At 63.3% G+C, this 17,367-nt stretch carries 21 protein-coding genes; 10 read left to right on the top strand and 11 right to left on the bottom strand.

Annotation, left to right across the window (positions count from 1 at the left end; translation table 11 throughout):
* The first annotated feature begins 199 nt into the window (after nucleotides 1-199).
* Complete coding sequence (locus tag ABIB80_RS32225) at nucleotides 200-973, top strand: DUF2189 domain-containing protein (RefSeq protein ID WP_007596654.1); 774 nt, start codon at nucleotides 200-202, stop codon at nucleotides 971-973.
* Between the two features lie 27 nt (nucleotides 974-1,000).
* On the opposite strand, the gene ABIB80_RS32220 is transcribed toward ABIB80_RS32225, so the two are convergent.
* Together ABIB80_RS32220 and ABIB80_RS32215 are read right to left on the bottom strand one after the other, a co-directional pair.
* Nucleotides 1,001-1,192 (bottom strand): hypothetical protein, encoded by a 192-nt coding sequence (locus ABIB80_RS32220; RefSeq protein ID WP_007596652.1) that lies wholly within the window; start codon nucleotides 1,190-1,192, stop codon nucleotides 1,001-1,003.
* Complete coding sequence (locus ABIB80_RS32215; RefSeq protein ID WP_007596646.1) at nucleotides 1,192-1,998, bottom strand: transglutaminase-like domain-containing protein; 807 nt, start codon at nucleotides 1,996-1,998, stop codon at nucleotides 1,192-1,194. Before ABIB80_RS32215 ends, ABIB80_RS32220 begins: the two co-directional genes overlap by 1 nt.
* Before the next feature lie 392 nt (nucleotides 1,999-2,390).
* On the opposite strand from ABIB80_RS32215, the gene ABIB80_RS32210 reads away from it, so the two are divergent.
* The gene (locus tag ABIB80_RS32210) at nucleotides 2,391-2,570 is read left to right on the top strand and encodes a hypothetical protein (protein WP_035995268.1); all 180 of its coding nucleotides are present in this window, start codon (nucleotides 2,391-2,393) and stop codon (nucleotides 2,568-2,570) included.
* An 18-nt stretch (nucleotides 2,571-2,588) separates the two neighbouring features.
* Here ABIB80_RS32210 and ABIB80_RS32205 read toward each other — a convergent pair whose 3' ends face one another.
* The 3 genes from ABIB80_RS32205 to ABIB80_RS32195 are packed head-to-tail and all read right to left on the bottom strand — an operon-like array spanning nucleotide 2,589 to nucleotide 3,875.
* Complete coding sequence (locus ABIB80_RS32205; protein ID WP_007596644.1) at nucleotides 2,589-3,101, bottom strand: SRPBCC family protein; 513 nt, start codon at nucleotides 3,099-3,101, stop codon at nucleotides 2,589-2,591.
* Nucleotides 3,098-3,568 carry an SRPBCC family protein gene (locus ABIB80_RS32200; protein WP_007596642.1) on the bottom strand — a complete coding sequence of 157 codons (471 nt, stop codon included), beginning with the start codon at nucleotides 3,566-3,568 and terminating at the stop codon, nucleotides 3,098-3,100. The genes ABIB80_RS32205 and ABIB80_RS32200 overlap by 4 nt, the downstream gene beginning before the upstream one ends.
* Nucleotides 3,561-3,875: an ArsR/SmtB family transcription factor gene (locus ABIB80_RS32195; protein WP_354128974.1), complete on the bottom strand. Its 315-nt coding sequence runs from the start codon at nucleotides 3,873-3,875 to the stop codon at nucleotides 3,561-3,563. The genes ABIB80_RS32200 and ABIB80_RS32195 overlap by 8 nt, the downstream gene beginning before the upstream one ends.
* 116 nt (nucleotides 3,876-3,991) lie before the next feature.
* Between ABIB80_RS32195 and ABIB80_RS32190 the strand changes: the two genes are divergently transcribed.
* Genes ABIB80_RS32190 through ABIB80_RS32180 form a run of 3 tightly spaced genes read left to right on the top strand, consistent with a single transcriptional unit; the run spans nucleotide 3,992 to nucleotide 6,651 of the window.
* Nucleotides 3,992-5,440, top strand: coding sequence for an LVIVD repeat-containing protein (locus ABIB80_RS32190; RefSeq protein WP_219683733.1), 1,449 nt, complete (start codon nucleotides 3,992-3,994; stop codon nucleotides 5,438-5,440).
* A gap of 29 nt (nucleotides 5,441-5,469) precedes the next feature.
* Complete coding sequence (locus tag ABIB80_RS32185) at nucleotides 5,470-5,985, top strand: hypothetical protein (protein ID WP_007596636.1); 516 nt, start codon at nucleotides 5,470-5,472, stop codon at nucleotides 5,983-5,985.
* Between the two features lie 45 nt (nucleotides 5,986-6,030).
* A complete protein-coding gene (locus ABIB80_RS32180; RefSeq protein WP_007596634.1) occupies nucleotides 6,031-6,651 on the top strand; it encodes a LysE family translocator in 621 nt (206 codons plus the stop codon).
* A gap of 11 nt (nucleotides 6,652-6,662) precedes the next feature.
* Here the strand turns inward: ABIB80_RS32180 and ABIB80_RS32175 are convergent, their stop codons facing one another.
* On the bottom strand, nucleotides 6,663-7,469 hold the full coding sequence (locus ABIB80_RS32175; protein WP_007596632.1) for an N-formylglutamate amidohydrolase: 807 nt from the start codon (nucleotides 7,467-7,469) through the stop codon (nucleotides 6,663-6,665).
* Nucleotides 7,470-7,560: 91 nt separating this feature from the next.
* On the opposite strand from ABIB80_RS32175, the gene ABIB80_RS32170 reads away from it, so the two are divergent.
* Together ABIB80_RS32170 and ABIB80_RS32165 are read left to right on the top strand one after the other, a co-directional pair.
* Nucleotides 7,561-8,472: a transglutaminase family protein gene (locus tag ABIB80_RS32170; protein ID WP_007596629.1), complete on the top strand. Its 912-nt coding sequence runs from the start codon at nucleotides 7,561-7,563 to the stop codon at nucleotides 8,470-8,472.
* 90 nt (nucleotides 8,473-8,562) lie between these two features.
* Nucleotides 8,563-8,961 (top strand): gamma-glutamylcyclotransferase family protein, encoded by a 399-nt coding sequence (locus ABIB80_RS32165; protein ID WP_035993593.1) that lies wholly within the window; start codon nucleotides 8,563-8,565, stop codon nucleotides 8,959-8,961.
* Here the strand turns inward: ABIB80_RS32165 and ABIB80_RS32160 are convergent.
* The 3 genes from ABIB80_RS32160 to ABIB80_RS32150 all read right to left on the bottom strand — a co-directional run bounded on the left by ABIB80_RS32160 (nucleotide 8,958) and on the right by ABIB80_RS32150 (nucleotide 10,168).
* Nucleotides 8,958-9,521 (bottom strand): chlorite dismutase family protein, encoded by a 564-nt coding sequence (locus tag ABIB80_RS32160; protein WP_007596625.1) that lies wholly within the window; start codon nucleotides 9,519-9,521, stop codon nucleotides 8,958-8,960. The two genes, ABIB80_RS32165 and ABIB80_RS32160, sit on opposite strands and share 4 nt — an antisense overlap.
* Before the next feature lie 70 nt (nucleotides 9,522-9,591).
* The gene (locus ABIB80_RS32155) at nucleotides 9,592-9,831 is read right to left on the bottom strand and encodes a BrnA antitoxin family protein (RefSeq protein WP_245285940.1); all 240 of its coding nucleotides are present in this window, start codon (nucleotides 9,829-9,831) and stop codon (nucleotides 9,592-9,594) included.
* A 25-nt stretch (nucleotides 9,832-9,856) separates the two neighbouring features.
* Complete coding sequence (locus tag ABIB80_RS32150; protein WP_007596621.1) at nucleotides 9,857-10,168, bottom strand: BrnT family toxin; 312 nt, start codon at nucleotides 10,166-10,168, stop codon at nucleotides 9,857-9,859.
* 159 nt (nucleotides 10,169-10,327) lie between these two features.
* On the opposite strand from ABIB80_RS32150, the gene dnaG reads away from it, so the two are divergent.
* From dnaG to ABIB80_RS32135, 3 genes are all read left to right on the top strand, one after another.
* Nucleotides 10,328-12,340, top strand: a complete 2,013-nt coding sequence (gene dnaG, locus ABIB80_RS32145; RefSeq protein ID WP_007596620.1) for a DNA primase — start codon at nucleotides 10,328-10,330, stop codon at nucleotides 12,338-12,340.
* Nucleotides 12,341-12,717: 377 nt separating this feature from the next.
* The gene (rpoD, locus tag ABIB80_RS32140) at nucleotides 12,718-14,868 is read left to right on the top strand and encodes an RNA polymerase sigma factor RpoD (protein ID WP_007596618.1); all 2,151 of its coding nucleotides are present in this window, start codon (nucleotides 12,718-12,720) and stop codon (nucleotides 14,866-14,868) included.
* A gap of 209 nt (nucleotides 14,869-15,077) precedes the next feature.
* Nucleotides 15,078-15,458 (top strand): thiol-disulfide oxidoreductase DCC family protein, encoded by a 381-nt coding sequence (locus ABIB80_RS32135; protein WP_371261371.1) that lies wholly within the window; start codon nucleotides 15,078-15,080, stop codon nucleotides 15,456-15,458.
* Between the two features lie 18 nt (nucleotides 15,459-15,476).
* Here the strand turns inward: ABIB80_RS32135 and ABIB80_RS32130 are convergent, their stop codons facing one another.
* The gene (locus ABIB80_RS32130; RefSeq protein WP_007596614.1) at nucleotides 15,477-15,713 is read right to left on the bottom strand and encodes a hypothetical protein; all 237 of its coding nucleotides are present in this window, start codon (nucleotides 15,711-15,713) and stop codon (nucleotides 15,477-15,479) included.
* Between the two features lie 623 nt (nucleotides 15,714-16,336).
* Nucleotides 16,337-17,275, bottom strand: a complete 939-nt coding sequence (locus ABIB80_RS32125) for an OmpA family protein (RefSeq protein ID WP_007596612.1) — start codon at nucleotides 17,273-17,275, stop codon at nucleotides 16,337-16,339.
* Nucleotides 17,276-17,367 lie beyond the last annotated feature (92 nt).

The following is a 17,367-nucleotide window of genomic DNA, read 5'->3' as shown; positions in this document are numbered from 1 at the left end:
AGAGCCGCGTGCAGCACGGATGAGCTCCCCGAACGGAGCGCCGCCGCCGGCGCGACGGCTTTCCTCGGTCTGCGCCGGCGGCGTCGGGATACCGTCGTGCAGCAATCCAACTCGCGCGTGCGCGCTGGCCGCGGGGACGCTAAGATCAAGGTCAATCCGCGCGCGACGGAGATCGCGCCGGCCAACGAGGAGGTAGCTGATGTCCATTTCGGGCAAAGTCGATCCGGTGGTGCGTCCCGTCGCGGCGACCGACATCGCCGAGGCGCTGGTCGAAGGCCTGCGTGATTTCCAGGCGCTGCCGCTTTACGGCCTCTGCTTCGGTGGGCTCTACGCCGCCGGCGGCATCGCCATCATGCTGTGCTTCACTGCGTTCGGCATGGTTTATCTGGTCTATCCGCTGGCCGCCGGTTTCGCGCTGCTCGGGCCATTCGTGGCGATCGGGCTCTATGAAGTCAGCCGCCGCCGCGAACGCGGCGAGCCCGTCTCGCTCGGCGCGATCTGGTCGGCCGTGCGCGCGCGCAGCGAGATCGGCTGGATGGCCTTCGTTACGCTGTTCGTGTTCGTGGTCTGGATGTATCAGGTGCGGCTTCTGATCGCGCTGCTGCTTGGCCTGCATGCCTCGTTCTCGAGCCTACAGGAATTCATGACGGTGGTGCTGACCACGAACGAGGGCTTGCTGTTCCTGGGCATCGGCAACGCGGTTGGCGCGGTGCTGTCGCTGATCCTGTTCTCGCTGACCGTGGTGTCGTTTCCGCTGCTGCTCGACCGCGAGGTCGATTTCGTCACGGCGATGGTGACGAGCGTGCGCGCGGTCGTGGCCAGCCCGCTGCCGATGATTGGCTGGGCCGCGGTGATCGTGATGGTCCTGATCGTCTCGGCGCTGCCGTATTTTCTGGGGTTGGTGGTGACGCTGCCCGTGCTCGGGCACGCGACCTGGCATCTTTATCGGCGGATCGTGGTGCCGGTGGCGTAGCAGGAAGCCGAACGCAACGGCAGCGAGCTATTCACCCGATGCCAGCCGACGCTCGCCGGATGAGGTCAGTTCGAGTTCGCCGAGGCGCCTGATCGCATAACCGAGGTTGGTCAGGCGCTCGCCGTGCGCTTGCGGAATTTCGCCTTGCGCCTTGCCCTTGCCGATCTCGGCCAAGGACGCAAATTCATCCGCGCTGAGCGCAACGCTGTTGTCTGTCATCAGGCAACCTCGTCGGTCCATACCTTGAAATTGACTAGCTTATTCGGACCGAAGGTCTGGGTGATCGGGACGTCCGCGGCATCGCGTCCTTGCGCGATCAGAACGCGGCCGATCCGCGGCGTGTTGTTGCGGGGATCGAACATGTGCCAGCTTCCGCCGAGATAAGCCTCGAACCAGCCGGCGAAATCTCCCACGGCCCAGGGCTTCGGCGTGCCGATGTCGCTGAGATAGCCGGTGCAGTAGCGCGCCGGGATGTTCATGCAGCGGCAGAACGCGATGGCAAGATGAGCATAGTCGCGGCACACGCCCTTGCCTTCGTCGTAGACTTCCCGCGCCGTCTTGGTTGCGCGCGCGTGCTCATAGCCGAAAGCGATGTGACGATGAACGAAATCGCAGATGGCCTGCACCCGCGCCCAGCCTGGCGGCGTGTGCTCGAACAGTTTCCATGCGATATCCGACAGGCGATCGGTCTCGCAATAGCGACTGCCGAGCAGATAGACGAGCGTGTCGGTCGGCAGCGCCTCGACGGCGTGCTGAGCCGCGTTCGGGAACACCGGGTCGGGCAGGCCGCTGTCGCTCACGACGCCGTCGCCGGCAAGCCGAAAGGCGCCGGCCGGCGCCACGATGCGGCTGCACCAATTGCCGAAGAGGTCGCGATAGGGAGTGATCGGAACCGAGGGTCTGGTGGTCACCAGGTCGGGCACGATGACATCGGAGGCGCGCGTGAAGTGCGTGCCCAATACCATGATCATGGGCGTGGGCTGCGGGAATTCGTACAGCATCTCAAACCCGACGCGGAGCTTCATACGTTTTTCCCTTGGCTAAGCTCCCAACATGGCTACGAAGCCGCCGATCACAAGGCTTTGACGGCTTATTCGCTCGCGCGCGGCATTTGGCACTTCAAAAGTGCGGCACGGGTGAGAAAACGATAGCTAATTGCGGCGATTGCGCGCACGGTGCGGGAATGTCGAAAGATCTGTCGTTTCTGCGCCTATGCAGCGCCACGACTATTCGCGCGACGTGAAGCGCCTCATTTCCTCGCACCGGCGGAGCCGACTCATCGCGACGTCGCAGCAGCCGTCGTTGCGCATATTGCCCGCTCCAGCGGGTGAGACGGGCGCGGCAGGCGCGTGCCGCGGACGCCTGAAGGTTTCACCGCGATTCGATCATGAGATCGAACGCCAACCGAAAGCACCAGATGCAAGCTCTCTCCCCACGGCACGTCAAGACAGAAGAAGCGCTCCGGCTCGGCGTCGAGTCGGGCTGGTACGCGATCAAGGTCAGCGGGACCTTTGTCTCGGGCCCGCACGGCTCGGAAGCGGATTGCAGTCGCAAGATCGACGAAATCAATCCGCCACCGGTGAAGAAGAAGCGATGACGGGGCGGAATTCGTCCGCTACGGCGTCTTGATACCCATCGCCTTCAACGCTTCCAGCATCTGCACCGGCGGCGCCATCTTGATCTGCGGCGCCTTGCCCGTTTCCAGCAGGCTCTTCAGCCCCGACAGGATTGCGGGCCAGCCGGTGCGGCCGCCGGAGAGGATGTCGTCGCTGAGCGGACGGTCGTGACGTTCGCTCATGGTGAGGCGGACGGCCTCGCCGGCTTGTTCGATCTCATAAGTGACAAGCGTGGTGCCGAGCTTCGCGACGAGGTCGGGCCAGTTGACGTTCCACGTCACCGTCAGCTTGGTCGGCGGATCGTATTCGAACACGTCACCCGAGATGTGTTCCGACCCGTCAGGCGCGCGGACGATGAATTTGCCGCCGAGTCTTGGCTCCATCTCAACCGCAAAGCCGGAAAAGTATTTGCGGCTGAACTCGGCGGAGGTCAGCGCCTCCCACACCTTGTCCGGCGTCGCGGCGATGTAAATCGTGTAGACGGTGAGCGGCTTGAACTGATCGAGGTTCATCTTGCATCGAATCCCTTGTTGAGGGCTGCACGCGGAATGGCTAGCACTTTGCCGCTTTCCAGCAGGCTCTTGAGACCGGACAGGATCGCCGGCCAGCCGTTGGAAACGGCGCCGAGATATTTGCCGCCTTCGACGAAGCCGTCATGCAGCACCGTCAAACGCACGAGCGAGCCGAACGGTTCGATGGTGAACACGACGCGCGAGATCGGCTCACTGCGCAGCTCCTCATATTTCTCATGCTTGAAGCTGTAGGACAACCGCCGTGGCGGATCGGCTTCGAGGATCTCGCCGGAATCGGTGGTCTCGCCATCCAGCAGCAGCGCGAAAGGGGAGCCGATTTTCCAGTCGGATCTGACCTCGGCGCCGAACCAGTATTGCTTGCTGAACTCGCTTGATGTCAGCGCCTCCCACAGCCTCGTTGGCGTGGTCTCGATGTAGGTGACATAGACGAATTGCGGCTTACTCATCACGCTTCTCCAACTGGCGTTTCAACTCGCCGAGTGCGGCGAGCTTGCCTCGCTCGAATTTCCTGATCCAGCGTTCGCCGATCTGATGGATCGGAACCGGATTGAGATAGTGCAGCTTCTCGCGGCCGTGCCTGATGGTCGTGACCAGATTGGCGTCTTCCAGAATGGCAATGTGCTTGGTCACCGCCTGGCGCGTCATCGCGAGGCCTTCGCAGAGCTCGTTCAGCGTCTGGCCGTTCCTGGTGTGAAGCCTGTCGAGCAGCGACCGTCGTGACGCATCGGCGAGCGCTTTGAAGACCTCATCCATGGCGGCGATAATAGGCAACCAAATGGTTGCCTGTCAAGATGGTCTCTTTGGCGCCAGCAAATGGCTGTGCTAGCGTCAACGCTCAGCCAACACAGATTGGTTCCGGGAGGACTTTGATGTTCCGTTGGGTCCCGCTTGCGATAGGCCTCGCCGTTTCTGCCTGCAGCATCGCGGCACAGGCACAACAGGAGCAGACCATCGGCGCGCCGCCTGAAGCTTCCAACATGAAGCTGGTCGGTGTGAGCGACCTTCAGGCGCGCAGCGCGTATCAGCCGACCATTCATCACCAGGGCGACCGCTGGATCGCCTATATCGGTCATCACGGCGGCACTGACGATGTGCCCGCGCCCGTCAATCCGATGACGGGGCAGGCCGAGCCGAACGGAACCTCGATCGTCGACGTCACCGATCCCGCGAAGCCAAAGTATCTGCGGCACCTGCCGGGGCAGGAAGGCAAGTATGAATCTGGCGGCGCGCAGATGGTGCGGGTCTGCGACGGCAAATCGCTGCCGAAAGGGGATTCCAATGCGGTCTACATGCTGCGCACTTTCGGTGGTCAGGCGCATGAGATCTGGAACGTCTCCGATCCCGCAAGCCCGGTGCTCATCACGCGCATTGACGGTCTGAAGGACACGCACAAGAGTTGGTGGGAGTGCGACACCGGCATTGCCTTCCTGGTCTCGGGCGCGCCGGACTGGCGCACGCGGCGCATGACGCAGGTCTATGATCTCAGTGATCCCGCCCATCCACAGAAGATCAGGGATTTTGGCCTGCCCGGTCAGGAGCCCGGTTCGACCGGCCCGGTGCCGACCGAATTGCATGGACCGATCTCGACCGGGCCCAACGGCAATCGTGTCTTTTTCGGCTACGGCACCAACAAGGGCGGCATCCTGCAGATCGTCGATCGCGACAAGCTCTTGAACGGGCCGAAGGAGCCGACGCCGGACAATCTGCGTTTTCCGGAGATTTCGCGCCTGCCGATGTCCGCCTTCAACGGCGCACACACCACGTTTCCGATGCTCGACATGCCGGTTGCGGAATTTGCCGAGGACAAGGACGGCAAGACCCGAGACATCGTCATGATCGTCGACGAGGCGATCCTCAACGAATGCGGCGAGGCGCGGCAGATGGTCTGGTTTGCCGACGTCACCACCGAGACGCGGCCGATGATGATCTCGAGCTACACCGTGCCGGAGGCGAGCGGACAGTTCTGCCAGCGCGGCGGCCGCTTTGGTTCGCATTCCGCGAACGAGAGCATGGCGCCGGTCTATTACAAGAAGATGGCTTTCATCGCCTTCTTCAATGCCGGCGTGCGCGCGCTCGACATCCGCGACCCCTATCATCCTAAGGAAGTCGGCTACTTCATTCCGTCGATCACGAGCGCGACCGACAAGCGCTGCATCCCGATCGAGGGCGGCCAACGCTGCAAGGTCGCGATCCAGACCAACAATGTCGAGACCGACGACCGCGGATATGTCTACATCGTCGATCGCGCCAATACCGGCCTGCACATTCTCGAATTGACCGGATCCGCGCGCGCCGTCGCCGGTCTGCCGAAGACCTGACGATGCGGCGTGGGGCAGCGTTAGCAGCAATGGTGATCGCACTCGGTGTGTCCGGGGTCGCGACCTATCAGCTTGCGCCGGCACCCGCCGAAGAGACGGCGCGCTGGCGCGAGATCGCCTGGCCGTTCCCGCGCGACGGCTGGCCGTCCGGGCGCGCGTTCCGTTGCGATGGCGCCTGCGCCGGCACTGAGCTGTACCTGCGCGCAAAACGCGGCTTTTGCAGCTGTGACCGCGGTGTCGCCGATGACGACGAGGTCGATCGTGTTGCGGATATAGATCTGATCAGCCCGCGCTTTGCGGCCGTCGCGCCGGGTGAGGAAGTTGGCATTGGAGCGATGCGCGGCCGTGCCAGGCGCTATGATCTGGATAGGCCCGACCACACTCGTCACGCCGCGCTCGGCATCGCCGTCTCACGGGGCTGCGATCTCTTCGTTGCGGCTGCGCAGGGAAGCGGGGGAACAGGCGTGATGCAGCGCGCGGTGCTCGTGTTCCTGCAGACGCCGGAGATGAAGACGTGGGTGACGGCTGCGCTGGACGGAAACTGAGGGTCATGCATTAATGTCCCAAACCGCTCTCAGCGAGTCCTCCCCATGATGTCTCTGCAAGCCTATCTCGCCTTCCTTGCCGCCTGCATCGCGCTCGCGCTGCTGCCGGGGCCGATCGTCACCCTCGTCATCGCCAACGGGCTGCGTCACGGCACGCGTGCGGCGCTGACCAATGTGGCCGGTGCGCAGGCCGGCCTCGCCATCGTCATCGGCATCGTCGCGGTCGGCCTGACCTCACTCATGGCGACCATGGGCTACTGGTTCGACTGGGTGCGCTTTGCCGGCGCCGCCTATCTGGTCTGGCTCGGCATCAAGCTGATCTGGGCGCCGGTCGAGGGCGTCAAGGTGGACGAGCCGCCGGCGCCGCCGCGCGGCGGATTCTTCCTGCAAGGTTTCCTGGTGCTGCTGTCGAACCCGAAAGTGCTGGTGTTCTTCGGCGCCTTCATCCCGCAGTTTATGGACATGAACCGCGACCACTTCCCGCAGGTCGCGCTGCTGGGAGCTACCTTCATGGTCACTGCGGTGATGACGGACGCGCTCTACGCCATCGCCGCCGGGCGTGCCCGAAAGTTCTTCTCGGCTCGCCGCACCCGCATGATGTCGCGCATCTCCGGCGGCTTCATGATCGGCGGCGGCATCTGGCTGGCGCTGACCAGGGCGAAATAACCGCCATCGGGCTAATCGACCAGCCTCGCCGCCCGCAGCTCCAGCTCGATCTCCGCGAAAATCCGCGCCAGCCGCTCGGCCCATTGTTGCTGGCCGGACTGGTCGGCGATCAGATCCTGGCGGATCTCGATGCCGGTGTTGACGAGGCCGCGGGCTTCGCCATGCACGGGGATGGTGTAGTCGGTGAGGTCGTTCACCGCATAGGGTTCGTTATCGCCGACGACGAGATCGCCCTCGCTGCGCAGATGCTTGAGCAGCAGCTGCGGCAGCACGGTGTCGCGATTGTAGAGCGCGCCGATGTGCCAGGGACGCGCGACGCCGGCGTAAACGGGGGTGAAGCTGTGCAGCGACACCAGCACCGTCGGCCGCTTGTCGTGCACGCGGCGGTCGATCGCGGCATCGATACGGCGGTGATAGGGCTCGAAAATCTCGCGCCTGCGCGCTTTGCGCTCCTGCTCCGAAATTCCCTCGTTGCGCGGGATCGCGGTTGCTTCGGAAATCACGGGGATCGAGCTCATGGCGGCCGGCGGCCGGTTGCAGTCGATCACCAGCCGCGAATAGCGCTGGGCGATCAGATGTGCGCCCAGCATCTCTGCCAGCCGGTCGGCAACCCCCGCGATGCCGATGTCCCAGGCGATATGCCGCGTCAGTTCGCCTCCCGCGACGCCCAGATCGCCAAGCGTACGCGGCAGGACCCGTCCGTAGTGGTCCGAGGTGAGCAAAAAAGGCGATGTCCCTTGCGCATTCACCTCGTGCACCGGGGGGACGTCACCCTCGCTGAGGAGTTGATTGGTCGCCTCGATTGTGTCTAAAGCCATCCTGATTGCCTAATGAAACAGCAGTCACCCCAAAGAATCGGGCTGGATTGCTATAGATTGGTCCGCCCGACATCACCATGATTGCCTGACGATGCCGCTGCTGACGATTCATCACAAGACCGAATATCGCTACACCCGCCCTGTGGCGTTCGGCGAACACAGGATCATGCTGCGTCCCAGCGACGGGCATGATCTGCGCGTGCTCGACTCCAGGCTCGAGATCTCGCCCGAGCCGATGTCGCTGCACTGGATCCACGACGTGTTCGGCAATTCGGTCGCGATCGCGAATTTCGACGAGCGCGCGGACACGCTGGTCTTCGACTGGCACGTCACCGTCGAGCACAATCCGGTCGAGGAGTTCGCGCTGACGCCGGACGACTCGGCCTATTTCTATCCGTTCGCCTATGACGACGAGGAATTTCCCGACCTCGTCCACTACATCACGCCGCAATATACCGATCCCGACGGCGAGATCGCGGAATGGGCGCGCGGCTTTCTCGACGAGGACGCGCCGACGCCGACCTTCAAGATTCTGAGCGGCATGACCCACGGCATCCGCGAGCGGTTTAAATACCGCAAGCGCCACGAGTTGGGCACGCAGCATCCGCTCGACACCTTGCAGTCCGGTAGCGGGACCTGCCGCGATTACGCGCTGTTCATGATCGAGGCGCTGCGCCATCTCGGCATCGCCGCACGATTCGTCTCCGGCTACATCTTCCTGCCGGAGGATATCGAGCAGCGCCATGTCGGCGGTGGTTCGACGCATGCCTGGGTGCAGGTCTACCTGCCGAGCGCGGGCTGGATTGAGTTCGATCCGACCAACGGCATCGTCGGCACCCGCGACCTCATCCGCGTCGCGGTCGCACGCGATCCGCGCCAGGCGATCCCGCTGCACGGCGTCTATATCGGCGCTGCGGGCGCGTTCGATGCCATGGACGTGACCATCAGGGTGGTGTCGGACGAGCAACGCAGCGGCGAGGAGCTGGAAGCCGAAGTTTCGTAGACGCTCACCGCCGTCGTCCTGGCGAAAGCCAGGACGACCATGGAATGTGTGGCGCTGTCGCTCTGCATCATTCGCAGCTATAGAGCCCGCATGATCTCCAATCGTCTTTTCGTCTACGGCACGTTGATGCGCGGCTTCGACCATCCGATGGCGCGGCTGCTTGCCGGGCACGCGGATTTTCTGAGTGAAGCGACCTGCCGCGGCCGGCTCGTTCTGGTGAAGCATTATCCGGGGCTGCTGCTCTCCGATGTGCCGTCCGACCGCGTCCACGGCGAACTCTTCCACCTGCGCGTACCCGACGAGCTCCTGCGCGAGCTCGACATGTACGAGGCCTGCGGTGAGGGCTTTCCCGAGCCGACCGAATATCTGCGCCGGCTGGTCGACGTGACAGGCGCGGACGGGGTGACGGCACCGGCCTGGACTTACATCTACAACTGGCCCGTCACCGATCTGCCGCGCATCGAATCCGGCCGCTTCCTCGATCACTAGGCCGAAAGCACTTCCTTCACCGCGCGCACGTCGACCTCGCGCTCGACATAGGTCCACTCCTCGGTCCGCCGGAGCATCGCGACCAGCTCCTCGAACAGCGAGGCGTGCGCGGGCGCGAATTCGAACCAGGTTAGGAAATCGAAGGGCCCGCCAAGGTCGCGGCAATGATAGAGCTGCCGCGCAATCGCAGGCAGGAAGCGCAGGCTGCTCGCGATGTGATGCGACTTGTCTTCAAATATCCTGCGGCGTTCTTCCTGGGTCAGATCCCACCAGGCCTGCGACTTGCGGATCGGGATCAGCGCGGCGCTGGTTGCTTCCAGCCGGCCGAGGCCGGCCTGCATGGCAGTGAGCTGCTCCTTCTCGCCGCGCTCGGTGTAGCGCAAGCTGCTCGCGACACCGACCAGCCGCCAGGCATTGCGCGAGGGCACCAGCGGCAATGCGATGGCCTCGCTGTCGGTGACCGACAGCGCCGGCATGAAGGCGAGGGGCTCGCCCGTGACGGGCGAAATCGAGGTGATGCGCCAACCCCCGCTCTGGCCGCCTCGGAAGGTCCTGAACATGGCCCATGGAAGCGTGGAACCGGGGCGGGTTCAAGGCTTCTGTCACGAGCCTCCGAAGATATTCTCCGGATCAAGCCCGCTTCTTCGGCTTCGACTTCTGCTGCATGAAGGAGCGCAGCACCGCATTGATGCGCCGCTGATAGCCCTCGCCATCGCGCTTGAAGAAGTCGAGCACGTCCTCGTCGAGGCGGATGGAGATCGCCTTCTTCCTCGGCGGCATCACCAGCACGGCGTCCGACCAGTCGACGTCCTTGAACTCCGCCCAGTCGGGATCATTTGCGATCGAGGCTTCCAATTCCTCGTCCGTCATTGCATCGACACGGGCCCAATCACTATTACCCTTGCGGCGATCTCCCCATCGACGCTTCACGATATGCTCTTTTTTCATCTGGCCTCGGACGTCGCGCTGAAATGATACGGATCGCTTTGTCTCTTCGCGTGAAGATCACTGTCAGAAGTCGGTCGTCGAGTTTTCCGATCGCGATCCACCGCTCTTCGTCGTTGCGATTCGACCGTTTGATGACGACACGTTCGTAGAAGACCTGACTGGCATCGTCGAAGCTGATGCCATGTTTGATCAGATTAGTCCGGTTCTTCTCTTCGTCCCATTCAAACCCGGCAGACGCGAGAGAGCTGAAATCCGGCATCAGTTTCTCTGTATATACAATCGTATTTTTGGATTATCAAGCCTGTGGATATGGACTGAACATATCATGAACATTAAATAAGGCGTTGAAGCAAGGCCGGCGTTCGCCTTTCTGAGGTGGGCGCTTCACGCGGCCGAGCTGACAGAGTTCCATTCCGCCATGCGCTTCACGCCCCAATTCCTCGACGAGCTGCGTGCCCGGCTTTCGGTCTCCGAAGTCGTGGGCAAGCGCGTCAAGCTGAAGAAGGCGGGGCGCGAGTGGAAGGGGCTGTCGCCGTTCCAGCAGGAAAAGACGCCGTCCTTCTACGTCAACGACCAGAAGGGTTTTTACCACGACTTCTCCTCGGGCAAGCACGGCGACATCATCAGCTTCGTGATGGAGACCGACGGCCTGCCGTTCGCGGAGGCCGTGGAGCGGCTCGCCAATATGGCGGGCCTTCCGCTGCCGGCGGTGACGCCGGATGCGGCGCGTCAGGAGCAGCGGCGCCGCTCGCTGCACGACGTGATGGATCTCGCGGCGAAGTTCTTTGCCGAGACGCTGGCCTCGCGCGTCGGCGCCAAGGCGCGCGGCTATCTCGCCGATCGTGCGATCTCGCCGGCGACGCAATTGCAGTTTCGGCTGGGCTATGCGCCGCCCGATCGCTTCGCACTGAAAGAGCATCTCGGCAAGCTCGGCGTCTCCGTCGACGACATGATCGAGACCGGCATGCTGGTGGCAGGCAACGACATCCCGGTGCCCTATGATCGCTTCCGCGATCGCGTGATGTTTCCGATCACGGATCTGCGCGGCCGCGTCATCGCCTTCGGCGGGCGCGCGCTGGAGAAGGACGTTCCGGCCAAGTACCTGAACTCGCCGGAGACGCCGCTCTTCCACAAGGGCGACAATCTCTACAACCACCAGACCGCGCGCAAGGCCACCCATGACGGCAGCGCCCTCGTCGTGGTCGAAGGCTATGTCGACGTCATCGCCATGGTCACCGCGGGCTTTGCCGGCAGCGTGGCGCCGCTCGGCACTGCACTCACCGAAAACCAGCTCGCGCTGCTCTGGAAGATGGCGGACGAGCCGATCCTCTGTTTCGACGGCGACCGCGCCGGCCAGAAGGCGGCTTATCGTGCCGCGGATCTCGCCTTGCCGTTCCTCGCGCCGGGCAAGAGTCTTCGTTTCGCGCTGCTGCCGGAAGGGCAGGACCCCGACGATCTCGTGCACTCCGGCGGTCGCGGTGCGATCGAGGAGGTGATCGCGGCGGCGCGTCCGCTCGCCGAGATGATCTGGTCGCGCGAGCTCGAAGGCGGCAATTTCGCGACGCCCGAGCGCCGCGCCGCGCTGGAGGCGCGCATCAAGGAGCTCTCCAACGGCATCCGCGACGAAGTAGTGCGGCGTTATTATCGGCAGGATCTTGCCGAGCGGCTTCAGCGCGCCTTTGCCCCCGAAGGCGGGCGCGGCGGCTTTGGCGGCGGCCGTGGTAATTTCCGCCCCGGCTCGGCCGGTCGTCAGTTTCAGCCCCGTGGTGGGGGAGGCGCGAATCGATTCGGCAATCAGGGATTTGGAGGCCGCCGCGGCCCGCCCGGTCCGATCCAGCTGCCCTCCGGGCCCTACCAAGCGGCGAGCGCGCAGCTCGCGGCAAGCCCGATCATGCGCGGTCAGCGCAGCGCCATCTCCCGCCGCGAGGCCCTGATCCTGCAAATCCTGATCAACCACCCCTGGCTGCTGCACGATCACCTCGAGGAAGTCGCGGCCCTGGAGCTCGCCCATCCCGAGGTCCATAAGCTCCGGGCCGGCATCATCGCCGCTTTTGCCAACGACCATCACCATTCGCCGGACCCTGGCGAGCTCGCCGAGAAAATGCGCAGCGATCTCGAGAAGGGAGGTTTTTCTCAGGCTCTTCAAAGGGTTGAGGGCGGCATCACGACCGCGGCGGTGTGGGGCGCCCGCGAGGGCGCGGCACGGGACGACGTTCTCTCCACCTGGCATCAGCTGGTTGCCTTGCATCGGCAGTACCATTCACTACTTAGAGAGCTGAAAGACGCCGAGCTGGCCTTGGGGGAAGATCCCAGCGAGGCCAACATGGCGTGGCTGCGCGACGTCAAGGCTCGGATAGGCGAAGTCGATGGCACCGAGGCCCTCATCGAGGGTTTTGGCGAGCTGTCGGGTCGGTTCCAGAAGAGCGTGTGATGAAAGAATCATGCGGACGGCCGGGGCCGGAACCGCTAAAAGACTCGCCAAATCCGAGGTTTGGCGGCAAAAACAGGGTTAATCGAGGCTTAACGGTCTTGTAGCACTTTGGCCACCAGGCGGCCGCAGGCAGAACAGATGCGTCAGGAATGAATCCGCGCAATTGCTGTTGGCACTATACCTGCAACCGCTGCGACAAAGAGGCTCTACGAAGCGTTAGGCAAATCCGGCGAGTGAAAGGTCGGGGGTGGCGACAAGAGGTCCGCGCCGCCCTTTCCGTGTCGAGATCTGACGAAGCGAGAGCATCGAACAACAGGTTCAAGTGATTTCACGCGGGCGCGGCGAACGTCTGTGTGAAACGCGTTTAGGAGCAATGGATGGCCACCAAGGCAAAGACGCTGCAGGCGAAGGACAAGGAAAAAGACGACAAGGCAGCGGACGCGCCGGAGAAGGACTCCCAGGACGCGCCCTCGCCGTTGCTCGATCTGTCCGACGCGGCCGTGAAGAAGATGATCAAGCAGGCCAAGAAGCGCGGCTTCGTGACCTTCGATCAGCTCAACGAAGTTTTGCCGTCCGACCAGACCTCGCCCGAGCAGATCGAGGACATCATGTCCATGCTCTCGGACATGGGCATCAACGTCACCGAAGCCGACGATAGCGAAGGCGAGGAAGACAAGGACGAGAGCGGCGAGGACGAGACCGACAACGAGCTGGTCGAAGTCACCCAGAAGGCCGTCACCGAGGTCAAGAAGAGCGAGCCGGGCGAGCGCACCGACGATCCCGTGCGCATGTATCTGCGCGAGATGGGCACCGTCGAGCTGCTGTCGCGCGAAGGCGAAATCGCGATTGCGAAGCGCATCGAGGCCGGCCGCGAGGCGATGATCGCAGGGCTGTGCGAGAGCCCGCTGACCTTCCAGGCCATCATCATCTGGCGCGACGAGCTCAACGAAGGAAAGATCTTCCTTCGTGACATCATCGATCTCGAAGCCACCTATGCCGGGCCCGACGCCAAGGCCGGCATGAACAATGCGATGATCGCGGGTCCCAACGGTGAGACCGGTGAAGCGCCGGCCGAAGGCGGCCAGGTCACCGGCGCCGCGCCCGCGCATGTCGCGCCGCCCGCCGCACCGCCGTCGCCGACCCCGTTCCGCGCCGCGCCTGTGCCCGGCAATGCCGGCGAAGCCGCGAAGGATCCGGCGGAGTCCGCCGCCGAAGCCGACATGGACGAGGACGACGAGTTCGAGAACCAGATGTCGCTTGCGGCGATCGAGGCCGAGCTCAAACCGAAGGTCGTCGAGATCTTCGACAAGATCGCCGACAGCTACAAGAAGCTGCGCAAGCTGCAAGAGCAGGACATCCAGAACCAGCTCGAGAGCACCTCGCACGGCCCCTCGCTGTCGCCGCACCAGGAGCGCAAGTACCGCAAGCTCAAGGACGAGATCATCGTCGAGGTGAAGTCGCTGCGCCTCAACCAGGCGCGTATCGACTCACTGGTCGAGCAGCTCTACGACATCAACAAGCGCCTCGTCTCGCATGAGGGCCGCCTGATGCGCCTCGCCGACAGCCACGGCGTCGCGCGCGAGGACTTCCTGCGCAACTACACCGGCTCGGAGCTCGATCCGCGGTGGCTCAACCGTGTCTCGAAGCTGTCGGCCAAGGGCTGGAAGAACTTCGTCCATCACGAGAAGGACCGCATCAAGGACCTTCGCCACGAGGTGCATCAGCTCGCGGCCCTGACCGGCTTGGAGATCATCGAGTTCCGCAAGATCGTGCACTCGGTGCAGAAGGGCGAGCGCGAAGCCCGCCAGGCCAAGAAGGAGATGGTGGAAGCCAACCTCCGTCTCGTGATCTCGATCGCCAAGAAATACACCAACCGCGGCCTGCAGTTCCTCGACCTGATCCAGGAAGGCAACATCGGCCTGATGAAGGCGGTCGACAAGTTCGAGTACCGCCGCGGCTACAAGTTCTCGACCTACGCCACGTGGTGGATCCGGCAGGCGATCACCCGATCGATCGCCGACCAGGCGCGCACCATCCGCATTCCCGTGCACATGATCGAGACGATCAACAAGATCGTGCGCACCTCGCGCCAGATGCTCAACGAGATCGGCCGCGAGCCGACTCCTGAGGAATTGGCCGAAAAGCTCGGCATGCCGCTGGAGAAAGTGCGAAAAGTCCTCAAGATCGCCAAGGAGCCGTTGTCGCTGGAGACGCCCGTCGGTGACGAGGAGGATTCACACCTCGGCGATTTCATCGAGGACAAAAACGCGATCCTGCCGATCGACGCCGCGATCCAGTCGAACCTGCGCGAGACCACCACGCGCGTGCTGGCCTCGCTCACCCCCCGCGAAGAGCGCGTGCTGCGCATGCGCTTCGGCATCGGCATGAACACCGACCACACGCTGGAAGAAGTCGGCCAGCAGTTCAGCGTGACCCGCGAGCGTATTCGTCAGATCGAGGCGAAGGCGCTGCGGAAGTTGAAGCATCCGTCGCGGTCGCGGAAGCTGCGGAGCTTCTTGGATAACTAGTTCAAGCGCCGCGACTTGGCGGTTGTTGAGACAATAACGGCGGGCGAAAGCCCGCCGTTTTCGTTCGCGCCTACTTCGACCGCGTTCAGCCAAAGAGCCTCATCAGCTTTCTATCGGATTATACTTCCGATGAGAAAGGTGCATCGATCTTGCAATGCCGAATGGATGGCTCCTGCCTCGACGTGGCGCAGATCGACATTTATGCTTCGATGATGCCGGCTCACCTCACCGTCTGGTACAACACCCGCTGCCCTGTCTGCGATGCCGGCATCGACTGGCAGCGCAACAAGCTGCTCGCGTTGGTGCGCGCGGGCACGATCGAATTCAGGGATATCAACGAGCAGCCCGATGCGCTGGCGCACTTTGGCGCCACGCTCGACGATATCAGGCGCCGCCTGCATGCGACCGATGAGGCCGGCCGACTTATCGTCGGCGCGGATGTCGCGATTGCGCTGTGGAGGCTGACGCCGGGAGAGGGGTGGCTTGCGGGGTTGTTCGGCAATCGCGTGGCGCTGCCGTTCACCCGGTTCTTCTATGACCGGTTTGCCGATCTGCTGTTTGCCTGGAACAGGCGGGCCGGGCGCTGGTGAGCGCCTGCCTGGATCGGCCTATTTCTTCTTCGCGCCGACCCGCTCGAGGTTCTTGATCTCCAGCGCCGGGCGGCCGGATTTTTCGGCGATCTCGCGGTCCTGCTCCATGATGAAGGCGCGGGCCGGCTCGTCGCCGTCGAGGCCGCCGAGCAATTCGGCGGGCACGCGCCGGTTGGAGCGTTGGGAGCCGTCTTCATAGAAGACGTTGAAAAAGGCGAATTCGCCCTTGGGATTGGTTCCGGGTTTTTTGGCCATGGCCGGCTTTTCGTCGATCAGGGGGCCATAGTCAAATGACTTTGGCAGGTTTCCGGAGGCCGGCTGCGGACGCTGCTGCGGCAGAACTGGCTGGGCGATCGATCGACGAACCCGTTTGCGCGGCGCTTGGATGTCGGGTGGAAGCGTCCAGCGCTTCGTAAAACCCGATGCGCTCCTTCGAGGAGACCCTTACCTTCAGCCTTGCCTCACCCTTGCCGCAACAAACGGCGGGCCGCGAAGCCCGCCGTTTATTTTGGTCTTCAGCGTCGCCCGGGGCTGGCAGGGCGACAACCTAGAATAGAATGTTATAACCGGCGCCATGCCATGGCAAGGCAAATCGTTGGCGCTGCGATGTCGCAGCGAGCGCATGAGATATGCAGTGGTCGCGACATCGCGTTTCGATCAGCATCAAAGCAATTGCTTGGACGGCTAAAGCACTTTGTTCATATTTCCTGCTCTCGCAACGCAACGCAACGCAGCGAGCGCTGCGCGCCTTGTCAGAACGCGCGTTTGCCTGCACGTATTCCCGCGTGCGTGCAGAAGTCGCGCTGACAAACATATGTTAATCCGTTTTCGCCCTTCACGCTGTTCCCATCACGTTACGAGTGCCGCATGCACCGTTCTCACGGCGCCACCAGCTCCACGCGCCGGTTGAGCGCACGGCCTGCGTCCGTTGCATTCGGGCCGACCGGCGCCAGCAATCCAACACCGGCAGTGCGCAACCGCGCCTGCGCGATGCGAAAGTTCTTCACCAGCTCGGCTGCGATGGCTTCGGCGCGGCGCTTCGACAGGTCGAGATTGTATTCATAGGCGCCCTGGCTGTCGGTGTGGCCGACGATGAAGACGTTGAGCTGCGGCTGGCTCGTCAGCAGCTTTGCGATCTGCTCCAGCGTCGGGCGGCTTTCCGGTTTGAGCACGGCCTTGTCGGTGTCGAAATAGATGCCATAGAGCGCGATGTGGCCGGTCTCGCCAAGCCCCTTCGCCATCGCGGCGGCGTCCACCATCTTGTTCGCGATGGCGCCGAGCTCGGCGACGGTGACCTGCGCGGTGATGTCCTGGTTGTTCTGGCTGACGAGGACGCTGGCGAAGGTCTCGCGCCCGCCCTCGGTCTTGCGGCCGGCGTAGTAACGGTAGTTGAAACCATCGACCCACATCTGCGGGACCGGCAACGTGTCGATGGCTTCGGTAAAGGGAATGGCGCCGCAGGCATCGGTGTCGCAGGTGAGCAGGGTCTCGAAACCGGCTTTGGTCAACTGCGTCTCGAAATTGCGCGACACTTCCAGGATCGAGGGGCCGGGATTGGTGCGATAGGCGATGCGAAAGACGCGGCCCTCGAGCCGCCGCGCATCGGCGGGCTGACCGTCCCTGAAGGGAGCCGCTTGCATCCGCGCCGCGTCAAAATCCTTCATCACATAGCCGGTGATGACGCTGCCGGCGAACCGGCCGATGCCGGGATAGTCGCGGCCACCGGCCACATCGCGCGTCTGCGCGGAAGCGGCCGTCAGGGTGAGGGAGAGCGATGCGAGGACGCCGAGCATGCGGCGCGACATGGACATAGACATGGTCATCTCGATCGGTTGGGGAGGGGGCGAGCGCATTTGATTTGTCGCAGACAGGATGCGATCGGTTCTGGCGGGGATTTGCCGCTTTGACG

The organism is Bradyrhizobium sp. i1.15.2, from assembly GCF_040548425.1.
In the GTDB taxonomy this organism is placed as follows: Bacteria; Pseudomonadota; Alphaproteobacteria; order Rhizobiales; family Xanthobacteraceae; genus Bradyrhizobium; species Bradyrhizobium canariense.
The sequence above is the reverse complement of the archived record's forward strand: the minus strand, read 5'-3'. Positions and strand labels throughout refer to the sequence as shown.